Annotated in this window: 16 protein-coding genes; 9 read left to right on the top strand and 7 right to left on the bottom strand. The window is 39.3% G+C overall.

Translation table 11 applies throughout. The features are described from left to right. Positions 1-309: 309 nt before the first annotated feature. Positions 310-1,842 (bottom strand): L-aspartate oxidase, encoded by a 1,533-nt coding sequence (nadB, locus tag I2F17_RS04485; RefSeq protein ID WP_211139190.1) that lies wholly within the window; start codon positions 1,840-1,842, stop codon positions 310-312. Beyond that, on the bottom strand, positions 1,826-3,028 hold the full coding sequence (gene nadA, locus I2F17_RS04480) for a quinolinate synthase NadA (protein WP_211139189.1): 1,203 nt from the start codon (positions 3,026-3,028) through the stop codon (positions 1,826-1,828). The genes nadB and nadA overlap by 17 nt, the downstream gene beginning before the upstream one ends. 232 nt (positions 3,029-3,260) lie before the next feature. On the opposite strand from nadA, the gene I2F17_RS04475 reads away from it, so the two are divergent. From I2F17_RS04475 to I2F17_RS04465, 3 genes are all read left to right on the top strand, one after another. Then, on the top strand, positions 3,261-4,181 hold the full coding sequence (locus I2F17_RS04475) for an NUDIX hydrolase (protein ID WP_211139188.1): 921 nt from the start codon (positions 3,261-3,263) through the stop codon (positions 4,179-4,181). Positions 4,182-4,243: 62 nt separating this feature from the next. Further along, positions 4,244-5,092: a carboxylating nicotinate-nucleotide diphosphorylase gene (gene nadC / locus I2F17_RS04470; RefSeq protein WP_211139187.1), complete on the top strand. Its 849-nt coding sequence runs from the start codon at positions 4,244-4,246 to the stop codon at positions 5,090-5,092. 173 nt (positions 5,093-5,265) lie between these two features. Beyond that, entirely contained in the window at positions 5,266-7,338 is a 2,073-nt protein-coding gene (locus I2F17_RS04465; protein ID WP_211139186.1) for a TonB-dependent siderophore receptor, read from the top strand. A 576-nt stretch (positions 7,339-7,914) separates the two neighbouring features. On the opposite strand, the gene I2F17_RS04460 is transcribed toward I2F17_RS04465, so the two are convergent. From I2F17_RS04460 to I2F17_RS04445, 4 genes are read right to left on the bottom strand one after another with little or no spacing between them, the layout of a single operon-like run. Next, positions 7,915-8,892, bottom strand: a complete 978-nt coding sequence (locus I2F17_RS04460) for a HesA/MoeB/ThiF family protein (protein WP_211139185.1) — start codon at positions 8,890-8,892, stop codon at positions 7,915-7,917. An 8-nt stretch (positions 8,893-8,900) separates the two neighbouring features. After that, the gene (locus tag I2F17_RS04455; RefSeq protein ID WP_211139184.1) at positions 8,901-9,662 is read right to left on the bottom strand and encodes a thiazole synthase; all 762 of its coding nucleotides are present in this window, start codon (positions 9,660-9,662) and stop codon (positions 8,901-8,903) included. A gap of 4 nt (positions 9,663-9,666) precedes the next feature. Then, positions 9,667-9,864 (bottom strand): sulfur carrier protein ThiS, encoded by a 198-nt coding sequence (gene thiS / locus I2F17_RS04450; RefSeq protein ID WP_211139183.1) that lies wholly within the window; start codon positions 9,862-9,864, stop codon positions 9,667-9,669. Positions 9,865-9,872: 8 nt separating this feature from the next. After that, complete coding sequence (locus I2F17_RS04445; RefSeq protein WP_196422194.1) at positions 9,873-10,790, bottom strand: FAD-dependent oxidoreductase; 918 nt, start codon at positions 10,788-10,790, stop codon at positions 9,873-9,875. A gap of 453 nt (positions 10,791-11,243) precedes the next feature. Between I2F17_RS04445 and I2F17_RS04440 the strand changes: the two genes are divergently transcribed. Then, positions 11,244-11,756 (top strand): hypothetical protein, encoded by a 513-nt coding sequence (locus I2F17_RS04440; protein WP_196422193.1) that lies wholly within the window; start codon positions 11,244-11,246, stop codon positions 11,754-11,756. Positions 11,757-11,784: 28 nt separating this feature from the next. On the opposite strand, the gene I2F17_RS04435 is transcribed toward I2F17_RS04440, so the two are convergent. Further along, the gene (locus I2F17_RS04435; RefSeq protein WP_211139182.1) at positions 11,785-13,170 is read right to left on the bottom strand and encodes a phosphate--AMP phosphotransferase; all 1,386 of its coding nucleotides are present in this window, start codon (positions 13,168-13,170) and stop codon (positions 11,785-11,787) included. A gap of 129 nt (positions 13,171-13,299) precedes the next feature. Between I2F17_RS04435 and I2F17_RS04430 the strand changes: the two genes are divergently transcribed. The 5 genes from I2F17_RS04430 (at position 13,300) to I2F17_RS04410 (ending at position 19,137) form a co-directional block, all read left to right on the top strand. Then, the gene (locus I2F17_RS04430) at positions 13,300-14,016 is read left to right on the top strand and encodes an FFLEELY motif protein (protein ID WP_196422191.1); all 717 of its coding nucleotides are present in this window, start codon (positions 13,300-13,302) and stop codon (positions 14,014-14,016) included. Positions 14,017-14,156: 140 nt separating this feature from the next. Next, a complete protein-coding gene (gene ubiE / locus I2F17_RS04425) occupies positions 14,157-15,077 on the top strand; it encodes a bifunctional demethylmenaquinone methyltransferase/2-methoxy-6-polyprenyl-1,4-benzoquinol methylase UbiE (protein ID WP_211139181.1) in 921 nt (306 codons plus the stop codon). A gap of 91 nt (positions 15,078-15,168) precedes the next feature. Beyond that, entirely contained in the window at positions 15,169-16,788 is a 1,620-nt protein-coding gene (locus I2F17_RS04420; protein ID WP_196422189.1) for an ABC1 kinase family protein, read from the top strand. A 94-nt stretch (positions 16,789-16,882) separates the two neighbouring features. Continuing rightward, positions 16,883-17,671: a bifunctional phosphoribosyl-AMP cyclohydrolase/phosphoribosyl-ATP diphosphatase HisIE gene (gene hisIE / locus I2F17_RS04415; protein ID WP_211139180.1), complete on the top strand. Its 789-nt coding sequence runs from the start codon at positions 16,883-16,885 to the stop codon at positions 17,669-17,671. Further along, positions 17,671-19,137 carry a UvrD-helicase domain-containing protein gene (locus I2F17_RS04410; RefSeq protein ID WP_211139179.1) on the top strand — a complete coding sequence of 489 codons (1,467 nt, stop codon included), beginning with the start codon at positions 17,671-17,673 and terminating at the stop codon, positions 19,135-19,137. The genes hisIE and I2F17_RS04410 overlap by 1 nt, the downstream gene beginning before the upstream one ends. The last annotated feature ends 112 nt before the right edge of the window (positions 19,138-19,249 follow it).

The raw sequence follows: 19,249 nt of genomic DNA, 5'->3' as shown, positions 1-19,249 counted from the left end.
ACCGTTATTTCATTAAATTCATCAGATCTCTTTGGATCATTTATTCTTTTTATCCCAACACATATCGGACATACACAGCGTTGATTATATTTAAAAAATATGAATAAATACTTTCTTAGTCATGATCTTGCATTTATATCACCAATTAAATCTCAACAGAGATATTCAAAGATCAAGGCTTCTTTCAATACCGTCTTATTGAAATGAAAAATCAAAAGTGATTTTTCAGCCAATCAACAGCTTTCTTGATCTTGCAATCGATATGATGGGCTCTCAATTGTCATTTAAAAAATCATGATTAAATGAATCTCAATGCGCATTTACACCAATTGAATATAATTCATGATTTAAAAGATCAGGATAAGTGTCATTAAAATGCGCACCTCGGCTTTCTAAACGTTCTAATGCTGCATTTACCATCAACAATGCAACAGTAATTAAGTGTTCCTGAGGGTGTTGTTCTTTCCACATATTTAATTGTACATATAATTTAAATAGTCCTGTTTGATCACGCACAATACCAAAATATTGGCTCATCCATCGTTGTAAAATTTGGGGTGAAAAGGCGACTTGTTCAGGATTAATGTTGATGTCAGTAGATGCATAAGTGGTTATTTTATACGATGCAACTGTGGGATATGACCATGAATGACCCTCGAATATATCTTGTGCAATATAACGTCCCACGACAACACACTCTAGTAAAGAATTACTGGCTAAGCGATTTGCTCCGTGTAACCCCGTACATGCAACCTCACCTACAGCATACAGATGCTCAAGATCGGTATGCCCATACGCATCGGTTAACACACCCCCACAACTGTAATGAACCGTGGGTGCAACAGGAATCATTTCACGAGAAATATCTAAACCTAACGAATTACATTTTGCATAAATTGCAGGGAAATGTGTTTGAATAAAATTTGCATCTAAATGGGTCATATCTAAAAATACAGGTTGATGATTTTGCCGACTCATTTCTTTAAATATTGAACGAGCCACTATATCTCTTGGTGCAAGCTCAGCACGTTCATCATAGTCTGGCATAAACCGATGACCATCTATGTTGCGTAAGATTCCACCTTCGCCACGTAAAGCTTCTGAAATAAGAAATCCACCTGCATTTTCTATGGCAAGCCCCGTTGGATGAAATTGAATAAACTCCAAATTTGCAACACGACACCCTGCATGATAAGCCAATGCAACGCCATCACCTGTTGCCGTGATTGGATTTGTGGTTCTTTCAAAAAGTTGTCCTAATCCTCCTGTTGCAAGTACGCTATATTGTGCAATAAAGTTACGTTGCTCACCTTCACGTTTACCTCGTATACCGTAACAATGCGTTCCACGCATTAACAAAGACTCAATTTCATATCCAAACAAACATTCAATATGCTGTGCAGTATTTAGCTTTTTAACCAATGCTTGAATGATCGACTGCCCTGTATGATCTGCCACATGCACAATACGGCGATGATCGTGCCCACCTTCTTTCGTTAAATGCAATTGAGTAGGGTCATTAAATACTTCTGTATCAAAGATCACACCTTGCTGTTGCAACCAAGCAATGGCTTTAGGGGCTTGAGCTAAAATCTTTTGTGTATTTCCTACATGGCACAATCCTGCACCTGCTGTTATCGTATTTTGTACATGATTTTCTATACTGTCCGTTTCAGCCAAAACAGCAGCAATCCCACCTTGTGCCATGTAACTTGAGCAAATATGAAGCTCGTCTTTTAAAAATAACCCTATACGCATATGTTGTGGTAAAGACAATGCCACCGTTAAACCTGCTAACCCTGCACCCACAATAACAACATCATACTCAAAACTTTGCACCATGCTGTTGCTCCATTAGCCATACATGAAAATCCTGTGTATTTAGATTGACAGCATGCTTATTTTCTTGATTAAATTTTTGATATTTCTCAGAAAAATCCAACATTTTTAAAATAGGTTTTTCGGCCTCTACCACTAAATCTGAATCTAACTCAATACAATTTTGCTGATATTTCAACGCATTTAAACAACCCTCTAAACCATTCATCGCCATCCATGGACAAAATGCACATGACTTACACGTTGCCCCCTTGCCTGCAGTAGGTGCTGCAATAAACTGCTTATGAGGCGCTTGTTTTTGCATTTCGTGCAAAATGCCCAAATCTGTCGCGACAATAAATGTTTGATTGTCATATTGCGTTACCGCTTTGAGTAACTTACTGGTCGAACCAATCACATCTGCATGGGCCACCACTTCAGCAGGAGATTCAGGATGCACCAACACCAATGCATCAGGATGCTTTTGCTTTAAATGCTCAAGTTCAATGCTTTTAAACTCGTTGTGAACAATACAAGACCCTTGCCATAACAGCATATCTGCACCTGTTTGTGCTTGAATATAGCTTCCCAAATGACGATCAGGCCCCCAAATAATTTTTTGCCCTTGTGCATGTAAGTACTGCACAATTTCAATAGCAATTGAAGAAGTAACAATCCAATCTGCACGTGCTTTGACTTCTGCACTTGTATTGGCATACACCACAACTGTACGATCAGGATGGTCATCACAGAATTTTGAAAATTCATCGATAGGACAGCCTAAATCAAGTGAACAGGTTGCATCTAAATCAGGCATCAGAACGGTTTTATGAGGGCTTAAAATTTTAGCGGTTTCTCCCATAAATCGAACTCCCGCAACAAGTAGCGTGTCCGCAGGGTGAGATTTACAAAACTTTGCCATTTCTAGCGAATCTCCGACCATCCCTCCTGTTTCTAAAGCAAGATCTTGCAATTCAGGTTCAACATAATAGTGTGCAACCATCACTGCATTACGCTCTTTTAAATGTTGCTTAATTTCTTCAATATAATGTTTTTGTTGTTCTTGTTCGATGGGTTGGGCAACTTTAGCCCACGCTTGTTGCAACGTACAACTATTTTGTAAGTGCTGTTCTTTTATATCGGCTAAATAGGTTTGCATGAAATCCAACGATGGCTTTTCATAGGGATAATGCTCAATGGCGTTTTTCATTACATTCATCCAAATTACTTCTTTACTAATTATGCTCATAATGAGTATATAAATTCAAACTATTTTTAATCAAATTGAGTATAAATAATATAAGACAATGATATATATTGATTTTTATTAAAAATCACAAGATTGTTCTAATTTTTTCAGAAGTATTCAACAAGTCATCTGTTTCAAATACAATAAACGGTATGACATTTAATCACGCAATATAAGAGAACATAAAATATATATGGTTCAAGAAACAACCACAGAACTTGTTGCTGTACTCATTGCAGTGACAAATTTTTCAGCACGTGTGTTAACAATTCATGAGGGTAATTTGTTACCTTCAGGCCCTCTCACCGCCATTCATCACTCATTACAAGCAGGTGCTCGTACATGGGTACAACAACAAACTCGACAACCTTTAGGTTATATGGAACAGCTTTATACATTTGTAGATGTAAAGCGTTCACAAACCATTGGTTATCCTGTTGTTTATGTCAGCTATTTAGGGTTGGTTAAAGAAGCAGATGAAGAAAAACTTGCATTAAATGCCAAATGGCATGATTGGTATGCCTATTTTCCTTGGGAAGATCGTAGACAACCCGATCACTATACAAACATTCATTTAATTATCAATCAAATACAAAATTGGGTAGACTCATCATCTCGTACTGAAATACATAACCAACGTACGCAACGTCTGAATTTGTGTTGGGGGCTGCATGATCATGAATGGCAAGAAGAACATGTACTTTTACGTTATGAACTGATGTACGAAGCAGGATTAATTGTTGAATCGCCTTATTTTAACCAGCAATTGCCTGAAAAAATTACAGGTCAACCCATGCACAATCATCATCGTCGAGTACTTGCAACAGCCATGACACGACTCCGTGCAAAATTAAAATATCGACCTGTTATTTTTGATCTTATGCCAACTGAGTTTACGTTATTGCAATTACAAAAAAGCTTAGAGGCTCTAACAGGTATTGAACTACACAAACAAAACTTCAGACGTTTCATTCATCATCAAAATGTCATTGAAGCAACAGGCAAAGAAGCTTTAGTTGAACGAGGTCGCCCTGCACAGCTTTATCGATTTAAAAAGAACGTCCTTCAAGAAAGCCTTCTGTCTGGCTATAAACTTCCTGCAGCCAATCATTAAAAGATTGCGTCCGTATAAATTTCCAACATATACTCTATATGAGTATATATAGGAGATTTACTATGCATTACGCATTGCCTGACGTGATTTTACACCCCCTTGTACAAACTGCTTTAAGAGAAGATCTCGGGCGACGTGGTGATGTTACTTCTGCAGCCGTCATTCCTGCTCAAAAAGAAGCACAGTTACATATTGTGGCACGTGAGTCAGGTATTTTATGCGGTATAGATTTAGCACGACTCGCCTTTAAAGCCATGGACCCAAAACTTGAATTCCATGCACATCTCAAAGATGGTGCCGAAATAGCGCCCCAAACCATCATTGCATCTATTCAAGGCAATGCACATGCCATACTCAGTGCAGAACGTACAGCATTAAATTTCCTGACGCATCTGAGTGGGATTGCAACCACCACTCATGAGATTCAAAGCAGTATTGCACATACATCAACTCGTCTAACTTGTACACGTAAAACCATTCCTGGGTTACGAGATATTCAAAAATATGCCGTCCGCACAGGAGGAGGTAGAAATCATCGCATGGGCTTAGATGATGCTATTTTAATTAAAGACAATCACATTGCACTGTCGGGCGGAGACATCATTTCAACCATTCAAAAAGCAAAAATATATGCAGGACATCTGATTCCCATAGAAGTTGAAGTAGATACCCTAGAACAACTTGAATTCGTATTAAAAGAAGGGGTTTCATTGGTCTTATTAGACAATATGTCACCTGAAACCCTTAAACGTGCCGTAGCGCTTTGCCAAGGACACACAGCAACCGAAGCATCTGGAGGCATTACACCACACACGGCTCAGGCGGTTGCAGAAACAGGGGTAGATTTTATGGCTTTAGGTTATCTAACACACAGTGCTCGATATTTAGATATTGGTTTAGATTATTTATAATTGCTCATTCAGTATGCTTACAAAGGAATAAACATTAATTTTATTCCTTGTTTTTCTCTTTGTATTTTATCTAGATTAAAAAAACAACTTTAGATCTTCAAAGCCTTTATAAAGGACTTTAAAAGTAAAATAAGAATAATTATAATTATCGTTTACTTGGGGGTTTATTTATCATGCAGATCAAACGATCTTTTTTGGCATTGTGTATTCTTGCCACCACATTTCCAAACACCTATGCTGCGCTCCAAAGCAACACCATGCTTCCATCGATTCAAGCACAAGCCGAACAAGATCAAAACAACTATGCAGCCAAAACTGCATCTGTGGTTAAAACAGGTACATCTTTATTTGAAACAGCGCAATCAATTAGCGTTGTGACACAACAACAGATTGAAGAAAAACAAATGCAAAGTGTAACTGATGCTTTGCAAGGTGTAGCTGGAGTAAACACTGCACCTTATGGTCGCCGTGGTTGGGATGATTTTATTATTCGGGGGCAGATTTCAAGCTCACAAACCTACATTGACGGCTTACGCACCCAAACATCCACCAATGTTTTAAGGTCTGAAGATATTGCAGGTGTGCAGTCAGTAGAAGTGGTTAAAGGCCCAACCTCTGTGGGGTATGGCCTCGCTCTTCCTGGTGGTTTGGTGAACCTAACAACCAAACGCCCAGAAGATCAGACCTTTATTCAAGGCGGGTTAACCTATGGCAGTTATGCACTCAAAGAGGCCACCCTTGATGCAAACTATGCACCCCATGAAAATAGTCGCAAAGGTGCTGTACGAGTTGTGGCTAAAGCATCAGACCAAAACGACCCAACAGACTATGTTTATTTCAAAAACCAATATGTTGCAACATCATATAACTTCGATCTAGGCGATAAAGACGAATTGTCTGTGATTGCCAGCTATCAACATCGAGAGTACATTCGTAATCAAGGTATTCCACAAAACTATCAAGGCTATAGTAAAAGCATTTTCATTGGTGAACCAGACCGTGGCTATGACGTAGATGTATATCGTTTTGGCAGCAACTACACGCATTACTTTAATGATCATTGGAAATTCAATCAAAACTTTGCAGCAACACGAAATACAAGCTGGAGTAATTCGGTATTTTCAGCATCTGGTGCAAAATTCCCAAATCTTACTCGACAAATTAACTATCAAGACAAACAAGACAGTAATTTTGCATTAGACCAAAATATACAAGGCAACTTTAACGTTGGTGCTGTTCAGTATAACGGCATGCTTGGCGTAGATTTAATGCGAGAACGTAGCGATTATTATCAACGTGTAGATACAATTAATTCACTCAATGCCAATAAATTAGCATATGGTGTCACTAGCGTTAAAACAGGCACACCGTCTTGGAACTTAACCTATAATCAATATACAGGCTTATATTTAAAGAATAATTTTAAATTTAACGACCAATGGTTACTCAACTTATCTGCCCGTCATGACTGGACACAAGTCAAAGTTTACAACTTTGTAAAAAATAATACGATTAAAAATTCAGACAATGCATTTACAGGCAGTGCATCGTTAATGTACAACCTGAATGATCATTTTGCGCCTTATACCACATATTCAACGTCATTCATGCCTGTTACAGACACTGGTTCACAAGGTGAATTATTAAAGCCTGAAAAAGGCAAACAAATTGAAGTAGGGATAAAACTGCAAGGTTTTGATGGTCGCTTACAAGGGTACATGGCGTACTATGACCTCGTGCGTAAAAATGTCACTGAAAGTAGTACTACAGGCACCTATTCTATTCAAACAGGTGAGCAAACCACCAAAGGTTTTGAAGCGGAACTGTCTGCTGCAATCACACCTCAGCTAAATATTTCTACAGCTTATAGCTATATTCCAACAGCAAAAACGACTGAGAGTATCACCAAAACGGACATTGGTAAGCGTATTAACCATGTTCCAAAAAATGCAGCATCACTTTCTACACAGTACTACTTCGACAGCCATAAAACAGGCTGGAATATCGGAGGTAGCGTGCGCTATCAAGGCCATGCATCTGCACAACGCTCAACCTACTATGTATATATTCCAAGCTACATGCTCTTTGATGTTAATGCAGGCTACGAAGCGAAACATTGGGGTGCAAACTTCAGTGTAAAAAACCTGTTTGATAAAGACTATATTCAAGGTACGACCCCCAACGCGCAATTGGTTAATTTCGGTAATCCGCGTACCTTTATGTTTAATCTGAAATTTAAATACTAAATACAGACAGCACTATCACGCTTTACAGATTATTTAATCAATAAGTATTCATCGTACAGCGTGATTTTTTGCATACTCAAGCCATTTCAATCAGAGCAACAACGGATTAAAATGGCTTGTATAACATGCGCGATTTTTATCAAAACCATCTATTTTTTATTTAAAACTCAAAATATTCTAGGTTCCGTCAACAGATCTCCATTTAAAACATTAGCATGTATTGATGTATCACAATCACAGCTTACTCATATCTCTCTTAATGACGTTATACAAAAGTTGAACACTTTAAACGTGTAGAAACAATCTACATCACCAACAACAATCTATGTAAAACTTCATCATAAAACCACCCTTTCATCTAAATTTTCAAACACATTCAAGACTCATAGCATTAGAAAAAATCTACTGCCCTAAAATAGAGATTGATTTGGGCTATAAATGACGGCTAACGACAGTCACATAACAATAAAAAAGCATTGAAGTAATCTCATGTGACGAATGCATTGCCATCAAAAACCAAACTCAAATGAAAAATTTAAATCGAGCAGTTCAGTGTAACGTATATCACCACAACACCTACGACTCATCTCCCATGGCCAAGATTGCAATATGTTCAACATTCGCAACACCCACTAAAGATTGCGCAGCACTTAATGCTCGAACCCCTTGTCTACAAACCAAAACCAATCGTTTGATTGGTGTTGGCCATGCGTATGTATTGCACTGTGCTACAGTGAGTCGAATTGTTGCAGGGATACTCGGTGCAGTTTTCAATTCATGATCCTCTCGTAGCTCAACCACATAATCTTCTGGTGTCACAGAAGATACATCAATAAACTCAATGGATTGATGTTCAGGTTCTTCTGCCGATTGAAATTTCATGGTTTTGTATTGCCATGTGCTCAAATCAAATTGAAAAAACTGCCCCAAAACCACAGGTTTAAAATCAAGTAATATACTTAAAGCCACCTGTGCTTGCATTGCTCCAATCACAGCCACAGCAGAGCCCATCACCCCTTGTGTATTACATGAACCTAATTGCTGTGGAATACGTGGAAAAACAGCACGATAACTTGGTGCTCCTGCACAAAATGCACCCACATACCCTTCACGCATCATGACAGATGCACTTACAAAAGGAATATATTGTGCAAAACAAACATCAGATAAAAGGTACGTCGTGACAAAATTATCTGCCGCATCAATGACAAGATCAATGTCTTGTATTGCTTGTTTAATATTATGAACGTATAAACGTGTGCTATGCCCTTCCATGTCCACGTCAGGATTAAGTGTTTGCAATGTATTGATTGCAATATCCACCTTTTTTTTGCCAAGATCAGACATGCGATATAACGTTTGACGATGCAAATTACTTTCATCGACCACATCTGCATCAAAAATGCGAATAAAGCCGACACCTGCTCCCACCAATAACGGCAATACCTGACACCCTAACCCCCCTGCACCAACCACAAGCACACGTGCATTGAGTAATTTGGCTTGTCCTTGCTGGCCAATTTCTGCCATTTGTATTTGACGACAATAACGCATGACCATTCCTATATAAATGAAGCCAATCCATAAGCAGGGGTTGAGGCATGTGCCATGTCTCGTTTTGGCATTAAACCTGCCTGATATGCCTGATGACCTGCATCAATCGCTAACTTAAATGCGCCTGCCATTTGCACAGGTTGAGCAGATTTTGCAATCGCTGTATTCAGTAATACTGCATCAAACCCCATTTCCATCACTTGTGCTGCTTGACTTGGTGCACCAATACCTGCATCTACAATTAACGGCGTATCTGGAAAATAAGCACGCATCGCACGTAATCCTTCAACATTACGCACCCCTTGTCCCGAACCAATCGGTGATGCCCAAGGCATTAATACTTTGCACCCCACCTGTAAAAGTTTCTCAGCCAACACCAAGTCTTCTGTCATGTAGGGAAACACTTGAAAACCTTCTTCACATAAAATTCGGGCAGCTTCAACCAATGCAAACGGATGAGGCTGTAATGTATCTGCATGACCAATCACTTCCAATTTAATCCAATTGGTTTCAAAAACCTCACGTGCCATATGTGCTGTTGTTACTGCTTCTTTCACCCCAAAGCAATGTGCGGTATTCGGTAAAATTTTCTTGTGTGTTCTTTTAAGGAGTTCTCGAAACCCTGCCCCGCAAGAAGCGCCTTCTCTACGCAAACTTACGGTAATAATTTGCGTTTCAGATGCATCAATGGCTTGCTCTAGTATCTCTGGTGATGGATACCCTGCTGTACCAAGCAATAAACGTGATTGTAAAGGAAAGTCATATAACATGGTTTTAACCGCCTTGCATTGGAGATAAGACTTCAATTCGAGCCCCTTCCATAAGTTCAGTCGTTGCATATAAAGATCGAGGCACAAAATCACCATTGAGCGCAGTTGCAACTGCATAAAGATCAATGTGATGTTCGAGCAAAACATCTTTCAAATACACGCACGTCGTTTGGGTCGATTGACCATTAAATAGAATATTCATTCATTCACCTAAGATTTGCTAATAGACTGAACAAATTGTTCGGCCAAAATAGGGGCAAGAAGAAAACCATGCCGATACATACCATTAATAAAGTGCTTACCTTGCTGATACTGTATTTGAGGTAAATTATTTGGAAATGATGGGCGTAACCCTGTTCCTGTTTCTAAAATTTTCGCTTCGGCAAATGCTGGATTCAACACATAAAGCGACGTTAATAACTCTAACAATGCTCTCACCGTAATTTGACCTGTATCTTGGCTTTCTACCATGGTCGCACCGAGCATAAATTGCCCATCACCACGAGGAACCAAATAACACGGAAATCGTGGATGTAAAAAGCGAATTGGGCGGGAAAACTCAAGATCATTGCTGTGTAAAATTAACATTTCGCCACGAACAGCACGCAAGTTAGATAACGTATCTGTTGCAGATATTCCACGACAGTCAACAATTTTTCCACTTGGAGCTTGATGGTGAAACATCACCCCTCGTTGCTTTAACTGTTCTTTGAGTTGTTGTAATGCATGACGTGGATTTAAATGCGCTTCCTGTGAAAAAAATAATCCCTTCTCAAAAGAATCTGCTAGATCTGGTTCTAGCGTATGTGGTTTAACCCATTGGTGGCCTTGAGTTAAATGTGCAAAATGGTGCAACTCTTGGGTATCTCGCACGGGTGCAACCACTAAAGTTCCCTGTCGGTGAACTGTTTGAATATGATTTTGCCACCATGTAATGGCTTTTAGCCCCTGCTCTGTAACGTAAGCACTGGCACTTTCAGCTTCACAATACGGTGCAAGCATACCGCCTGCCCAATGAGACGCTGCCGTATGATTTGAGGTAATCACTTCACAACATTCACCTGCTTGAGTTAATGCTGTTGCTACACATAAACCTGTCACGCCATCGCCTAAAATAGACCATTTCATGACATCACACTCATTTTAAAAAAAATATACATCGTAGTCTCTCAAGTTGAGACCCGTGATTATGCAGAAGATCATCATGTACATGTCTTTCTACACCCGCATCGACTGGGTCAGGTTCAAAGGGTCGCTTAAATAGCCTCTCAGTCTTTAACAAGACTCCCCCGACAATCTAAATCTTATCAGATATCTATTTTAATCACTATGTCATCCTTTCAAAGGCACATTCAAATATTCATCATCGTTATATGACAGAATCATCACAGCGCTTTTACAGTGTTCAAATAATGTATTAGAAACATGTTTAAGTTTTATACACAGCATTTGACCCACCAACTTGCCCATATATCTTTGTATGTTTATGTATTTATCTATTGTCTATCTGTTAGAGTCATTTAAAATCAGTATCATAAGTATGTTGTATATCGCTAACAAAAATATTTAAGGGATCGTCAAATGAAAATTGAAAATGTACCCGAGTTTATTGACCCACAGCTAGACTTAGAAAAAGCCAAAGCCAATGCGCTTGAGCTGATTAAAAAACGGGCTTATATTTCAGCAGGGGCAGCGATTGTACCCATCCCTTTTTTTGATGTCATGATTGACGTAGGGATTCTCACCACGCTGATTCCACAAATTAACCAAAGTTTTGGGCTCTCTAAAAATTACACCACCGTATTTAACCCACAAACCAAAGAAGTTCATTGGGATGAACTCAAAAAACGTGGGATTGAGTTTTCAGGTTTAATGGTGGCACGCACAGGGGTTAAAAAATCAATCAATGGTTTTGTCAGTCGTATGCTCACCAAACAGGTCACTAAATTCATTCCGCTTGGTGGGCAAATTATTGCTGCAAGTTTGGGCTATATTGTGTTCAAAAAAATTGCTGAATCACACATAGAAGACAGTTACAAACTTGCAAAAAGTATTCAAGACAAAAGCCAAGAACCGATTGTACAAACGTCTTAAAATAATATTTAAATGACCACGACACAACCTACGCTGTGGTGGTCATTTGTTCAATTAACGCACGCAACACATCAAGTCTAGCACGACGTTTGTCATTGGTGGCAATCACGTACCATGGTGCATGCACATGATCTGTACATGCCAACATATCTGAAGCAGCTTGCAAATAGTCAGTCCATTTCTCACGATTGCGCCAATCTTCTGCTGTAATTTTAAATTGCTTACTCGGTGTAGACGCTCTGGATTTAAAACGCTTGCCTTGCTCTTTCACATCAATTGCTAACCAAAATTTAACCACCAATGTGTTATGTTTCACCAAATCTTGTTCAAATTGATTAATTTCTTGATAGCCTTTTTGCCAAAGTACACTTGGTGTAATTTGCTCCACACGTTCAACCAAAACCCTGCCATACCAAGATCGATCAAAAATAGTCAGCTTTTTTTGATTTAAATGACGCCAAAAACGCCATAAATAAGGTCGTTGTAACTCATGTGTTTTAGGGGCGGCTATCGCATGAATACCATATTCTAAAGGGTCTAACCCTTCAATCACTCGTGCAATTGCTCCCCCTTTTCCTGCTGCATCCATACCTTCAAAAACAACAACAATTTGACGTTTTTCTTGTCGCAGTAACACAACAAACTGCTGGATTAATTGTGCCAAAGTGTCTTCATACTGTTCACGTGCCAATGCCTCTTGCTTGGTCACATTTAAACGTGGTGACAATGTGACCGAGTCAAATGTAAAATGATCATGCTGTGGTAAGGTGCTGTGTTGGCAAATATACAAAATATGCTGTGCAAAGCTCAAAGTTGGTGTTGGATCATCAGCTGCAATATGAATCCAATCTTGCGTAAATGTATGGCGTAATTGTTGTGCTTTTTGATAGCATTTTTTATTGAACCAATCCACACCGTAGAGTTGCTGTACTTGTGTGGCTAAAAGCTCTTTTTCTAACGATTTTTGTTTAAGTGCAGACCACGACAAATCAAACCAAAAATGCATCACCTCTACACGTTGATTTTTCAAATACGCCTCAAAAGCTAAAACCTGTTGTAATATTTGTGGAATATCGACCGTATTTTGATCTTTGTGCAGTGCTGTGGCCAACAGTTGGTCATACCAATTGCCCAATAAAACAACAATTTCACCCTCTTGAGGAATATGTTCCACATACGGTTGCCAAAATGGTACATGAGCATTTATCGTTTTAACTTCATTTGCAACAATACGTAGCCCATGTGGGTCTAACAATGAACTCAAATGCTTTACTGCAGTTGTTTTTTCTGAAAAAGCGACGCCTGAAACAACAATCAAGATACTTCGCCCCTGTGATGTACCCTGATAATTTTGTAAAGCGCGCTGTGCTTTAATCAATTCAAAAGCAATGTGTTTTTTATGAATTTTTCCCAATATAATCACTCCCAGTGTGCACAATTATTTTATTTTTAATGCCGATCACGGTTACCATCTGCTTATATCATTTTCATCACTGTTCTTTTATGATAAATACCTCTTATTCATACCTAGAACTAGCTTTCGATGTCTAAATTGAGCATATTAGATGAACTGATTCAACGTTATCATCAGTTAAAATACCACCAAAAGAGCGCATTAAAACAAAGATTAACCGATGTACAACAATGGCAAAAACAACGATTGCAATCCACACATCATGCGCTGTTCCATCAACCTAAAAATCAACGTATGGCTAGCTATTTTGTGACACGTCTCTACGGTAGCCCTGATTTTGATACTCTTGCAAGCCAAATTGAGCGTATGATTCAACATGCCCATCGCGTAGAAGCACTCATTCCTGCAACAGCCATACAAACAGGTACTCATGCCATTAGTTTAGCGATTTTAGCTGTCGAGCTCGATGAACAAATTGCACAAGCTCTATTACATCACTACCCTGCAAAGCTCACGATCTCAAATGAAATGATTGAAGCATGCTACAAAGAGCTCGACCAACATGCAAAAAGACAACAACAGCTCGACATGACAGATCAGCTTGGGCAATATTTAGATCAGTATTTACGTTCTCGCTTACTTCACACTGCATTTAAGATTGCAAAACCTTTAGCCTATAAACATCGTTTCAATACAGCCTACGATTTTATTGCTGAAGGTTTTAATGCACTCAAACCCATGACCTCGGCACAAGATTTTGTGCAAAATTTTACAGCTCAAGAGCGTCAAGTATTAATGCAAATACAACGTGGGAAGAAAAATCCTTTTCAGATTCAAACGGATTAAATCTATCTAAAATACAACAATATTTTCTTTTTACAGATATTATGCTTCAACGTGCGCATAATGCACTGCAAAAAATGTAAAATACTGTCATGATGTGACCCTTTAAAATGATTCTTTCTTTGGTGGTTAGGAGAAATTCCATGTCAAATGAAAACCAAATGCCTAAAACAGCACAACAGACGGCATCTCAAGACAAAACAAGCCCGTTTTTAACCGAACCATTACCTAAAGGAACGCCTCAAGGGCAAAGTCAGCCCCTCGATGAACAAACGCCGTTTCAACCTACACCTTCTTCTACACATGCAAACCGTACAGAACACGTAGGAGAGACCACGCACTTTGGTTTCCAAACCGTAAATACCACTGAAAAAGAGCAAAAAGTTGCACAGGTGTTTCATTCGGTTGCACAAAAATACGACCTTATGAATGACTTGATGTCTTTTGGTATTCACCGTTTATGGAAACGCTTTGCAATTCGTATGTCTGGTGTACGCCAAGGCCAACACGTACTCGACATTGCAGGTGGCACAGGTGATCTTGCTAAAGTCTTTAGTAAAGAAGTGGGTGCTCAAGGACGTGTCGTTTTATCTGACATAAATGAATCTATGCTTAAAGTCGGGCAAAATCGCTTACAAGACAAATGTAAAAACATGGAGTTTATACTCGCCAATGCCGAGTCACTCGAACCATTTGCAGACAATAGCTTTGACTTAGTCACCATCAGTTTTGGTTTACGCAATGTCACCGACAAAGATGCAGCACTTGAAGCGATGTATCGTGTACTCAAACCAGGTGGTCGTTTGCTCATCTTAGAGTTTTCTAAGCCTGTGTTTGAACCGTTTTCTAAACTGTATGATCTTTACTCATTTACAGCACTCCCTTTAATGGGGAAAATCGTTGCAAATGACTCAGAGAGCTATAAATATTTAGCAGAATCAATTCGCATGCATCCAGACCAACGTACGCTCAAACAGATGATGGAACATGCACAGTTCAAAGATTGTGATTATCACAACCTGACAGGTGGTATTGTTGCAGTACATCGTGGTTTTAAAGTTTAAACCACACGTTCACATCTAAAGAACAGACATGCTCAAGTTATCTTTGGCATGTCTTCTAACAAATCTTCTGTAAATACAGGCTATCGGCATTATGATCCCGCATATCTCACGGTTACTCGAACTTTGGCGCATTGCTGCTCACTATCGTCTAGATACTCTGATTGCCAAAGATGATTTGCCACTTAAAGCCAAACCCATTGTTAAACTCATTGCCCTACACCCTGCTGCATGGTCAAGCAAACACCAAAAAAACCCAGAAAAATTAAAACAAGCGCTCGAAGATATGGGGCCTTTGGCCATTAAATTAGGCCAACTGTTGTCCACACGGCGTGACCTCATTCCCCCACATATTCTCAATCAACTGACTATTTTACAAGATCGTGTTAAACCATTTGATGTACATACCGTCAAAGATCGTGTTCAACAATCACTTAAAGCCGACCTGAATACACTTTTTCAACGTTTTGATGAACAACCGCTTGCTGCTGCATCCATTGCACAAGTCCACACTGCCGCGTTACATGATGGTAAAGAAGTGGTGGTTAAAGTCACACGCCCAGATATAAAAAAACAAATACTACAAGATTTTGAAATTCTGACTTGGCTTGGTCGACATTGTGAACAGCGCCTAGAAGCTGCACGAGCACTCCATTTAAACCAAATTATTCAAGATTACCGTCAAACCATTTTAAATGAGCTAGATTTAACCTTAGAAGCCAATAACACTCGTCGCATGCGTGCATACTTTACAGGGTCAGACATGATGTATGTGCCTGAAGTCTATATGGAAAGCACAGACGTTATGGTGGCAGAACGTATTACAGGTGTACCTATTTCTGACACCGAAACATTTGATCGTTTAGGAATAGACCGAAAACGTTTGGCTGAAAATGGATTAAAGATTTTTTTCACTCAGGTCTTACGTGATAACTTTTTTCATGCAGACATGCACCCCGGTAATATCTTTGTTGAAACCGTTTACCAAAAAAAACCCCGCTATCTTGCACTTGATTGTGCAATTATGGGAGAACTCTCTAAGCAAGATCAAATGAATGTCGCGCGTATGCTATTGGCCGTCATGAATAATGAGTTTGACCAATTGGTACACATCATTTATCAAGCGGCATGGGTTCCTCCAAGTATCGATAAAGATGCTTTAGCACGAGATATGCGTCGTACCGTCGGTCCTATGATTTCAAAACCAATGAATGAACTTGATTTTGCAGGAATTTTACTACAAATCATGGATATCGCACGGCGCTTTCATTTGGAAATTCCACCCCAGCTTATGTTACTCATTAAAACCTTAATTCATGTAGAAGGTTTAGGGACTGCGCTTTATCCACAGCTTGATATTTGGAAGCTGGCTCAACCTATTTTAACCGATTGGGTCAAAGCCAACAGTAGTCCAACCAAAAACCTTAAATACTTGCGTCAGCATTTGCCTGACCTCATGCTCAACGTACAAGAGTTTCCTAACCTAATTTTAGAAAGTCTGCATAGCTTAAAAATGCAGTCGCAATGGCAAGATCGACAGTTGCGTGAACTTCAAAACATACGCATTCAAATTGAATCACAACAAAAACGCAGTTGGATTTTCGGCAGTATGATTGCAATTTTAATCAGCCTTGCTTTAGTCACACCATGGTTTATTGCTATTCCACTCATTGTATGCAGTGCAATCATTGCCATTTGGCGCTTAGTCAAATAATACCTCCACCATAAAAGCATTTAGAAAAAGTCAAATATGCCGTACACTATGCAACACCAAAATTATACTTTTTATATGCAACAGGTGGCATCTGATGAACAATACACAATGGCTAGATGACGTGAAATTTAATGCGCAAGGCCTCATTCCTGCCATTGCACAGCATCACCAAACAGGCCGTGTATTGATGGTCGCATGGATGAATCGTGAATCATTACAACTCACTGCAGAAAAAAATCAAGCCGTGTATTATTCTCGTTCACGTCAAAAACTATGGCATAAAGGTGAAGAGTCTGGACACTTTCAAACCGTACATGAAATACGCCTTGATTGTGATGCAGATGTAATTGTATTACAGATTGAACAACACGGTGGGATCGCCTGCCATACAGGACGCGAATCTTGCTTTTACCGTACATTAACACCGCAAGGTTGGCAAATTGTTGATGCACCAAAGAAAGACCCAAAAGACATCTACCAAACCAGCACGACCACTCACCATACACACACGCAAATCATGTCTAGCTCAACATCACATGCCGAATCTGTAGAAATTCTCGACTATTTAGGCAAGATGATGATTGAACGCAAAACTTCAGACCCCGATCAATCATATGTTGCAAAACTATATCAAAAAGGTTTGAACAAAATTTTAGAAAAAGTCGGTGAAGAATCGATTGAAACCATCATTGCGGCTAAAGATTTAGCGCAAATGCCACATATAGATCAAAAAAATGACCTGATCTATGAAACAGCAGATCTTTGGTTTCATAGCCTTGTCGTTTTAGGTTATTTCGACCTCAACCCACAAGACGTTCTCAATGAATTAGCACGTCGTCAGGGGCTATCAGGACTTGTAGAAAAAGCCAATCGAACCACTTAATGAACCAAACCATACAGCCAACAGCAGAACAAACACATGCCCTTGACATGGCTAAACATGGCCAATCATTTAAAATTGTGGCGTACGCAGGTACAGGTAAAACCACTACCTTACAAATGATCAGTCAGGCATTACCCCATAAAAAGGGCATGTATTTAGCATTTAATAAAACCATTGCAGCCGAAGCGAAACAAAAATTTCAAGGCCGTGTAGATAGTCGTACCTTTCACTCTTTAGCATTTAGAAATGTACCTCGCGCCATTACAGACAAACTTCGCCTGCCACGTTTAAGTCCAAGCTTTTTAGCCAAATCTTACCGCTTAGAACCACTAACGTTACGTCGACTCATGGGTGGACGCTACGAGCGATACACCATCCTGCCAAGCCGTCTTGCCAGTCTAGTCAGTAACGCAGTAGGATATTTTTGTTCAACCAATTCGCAATACCCTGCACCAAGGCATATTCAAGCACCCTCTTGGTTACACACAGATGATATTGAGGCTTTACAACAATACTTATACCCATTTTTAGAACGGCGTTGGCTTGAGTCCATTCATCCACAGCACGAAGCAGGTATTGGGCACGATATTTACTTAAAATTATGGGCACTCTCTGAGCCCATTATTCCTACAGATTACGTTTTATTTGATGAAGCGCAAGATGCAGACCCACTTATGCTTGGCATTTTACTCAAACAACAACACAGCCAAGTCATTTATGTCGGTGATGCACACCAACAAATCTATGCATGGCGCGGTGCAGTCAATGCAATGCAAAAAATGCCTCTACCTGAATCTCGACTCACGACATCCTTTCGTTTTGGGCAAGACATTGCAGAGGTTGCAAATTTATTACTGCGTGATCTAAAAGAAACAGTGCCTTTACAAGGTAATCCACATGCCCTGTCGAACGTTGTTCATTCACCACACCATAAAAAACACGATGCCATTTTATGTCGAACCAATGCTAGAGCAATGGAGCTACTGTTATCGGGGTTAATTCGTGGTGATCGAGTCAGCTTGCAGGCAGATCATGCCCGACTAGGACGCTTTATTGATGCAGCCACCATGCTTAAACAAGGCAAACGTGTTGTAGATGTTCCTGAATTGGCTTGGTTTAATTCATGGAATGATGTACATGAGTACTGTGAAACACACGAAGGTAGTGACATTAAGCCACTTGTCCGTCTGGTTGATGAGCATGGTACATCTCCACTTAAAAAAGCATTACACCAAATCACACCCATTGAACAAGCAGATTATGTCATTTCTACAGCGCACAAAGCCAAAGGTCTAGAGTGGGACAGAGTTCATCTTGAAGATGATTATCAATTTAAAGTTAATCCGCATGACTATAAAATTAGTGATGAAGAACTACGTTTACTGTATGTGGCTTGCACACGCGCCAAAAAAAGTCTCAATATTCATCATATTTACGATCTCATCGAAAAATTAAATAAAAAATAGATAAATTTATTTATTTAAATAAATCAAAATCTTATAAAAAATTAAAAATAATGTACTAAAAATTAAAAATAATAAAATACTAATCTAAACATAAACTTATAAAAAATAATAC

Source organism: Acinetobacter baretiae (assembly GCF_015627105.1).
Classification (GTDB): domain Bacteria; phylum Pseudomonadota; class Gammaproteobacteria; order Pseudomonadales; family Moraxellaceae; genus Acinetobacter; species Acinetobacter baretiae.
This window is presented reverse-complemented; position numbering and strand designations above follow the sequence as displayed.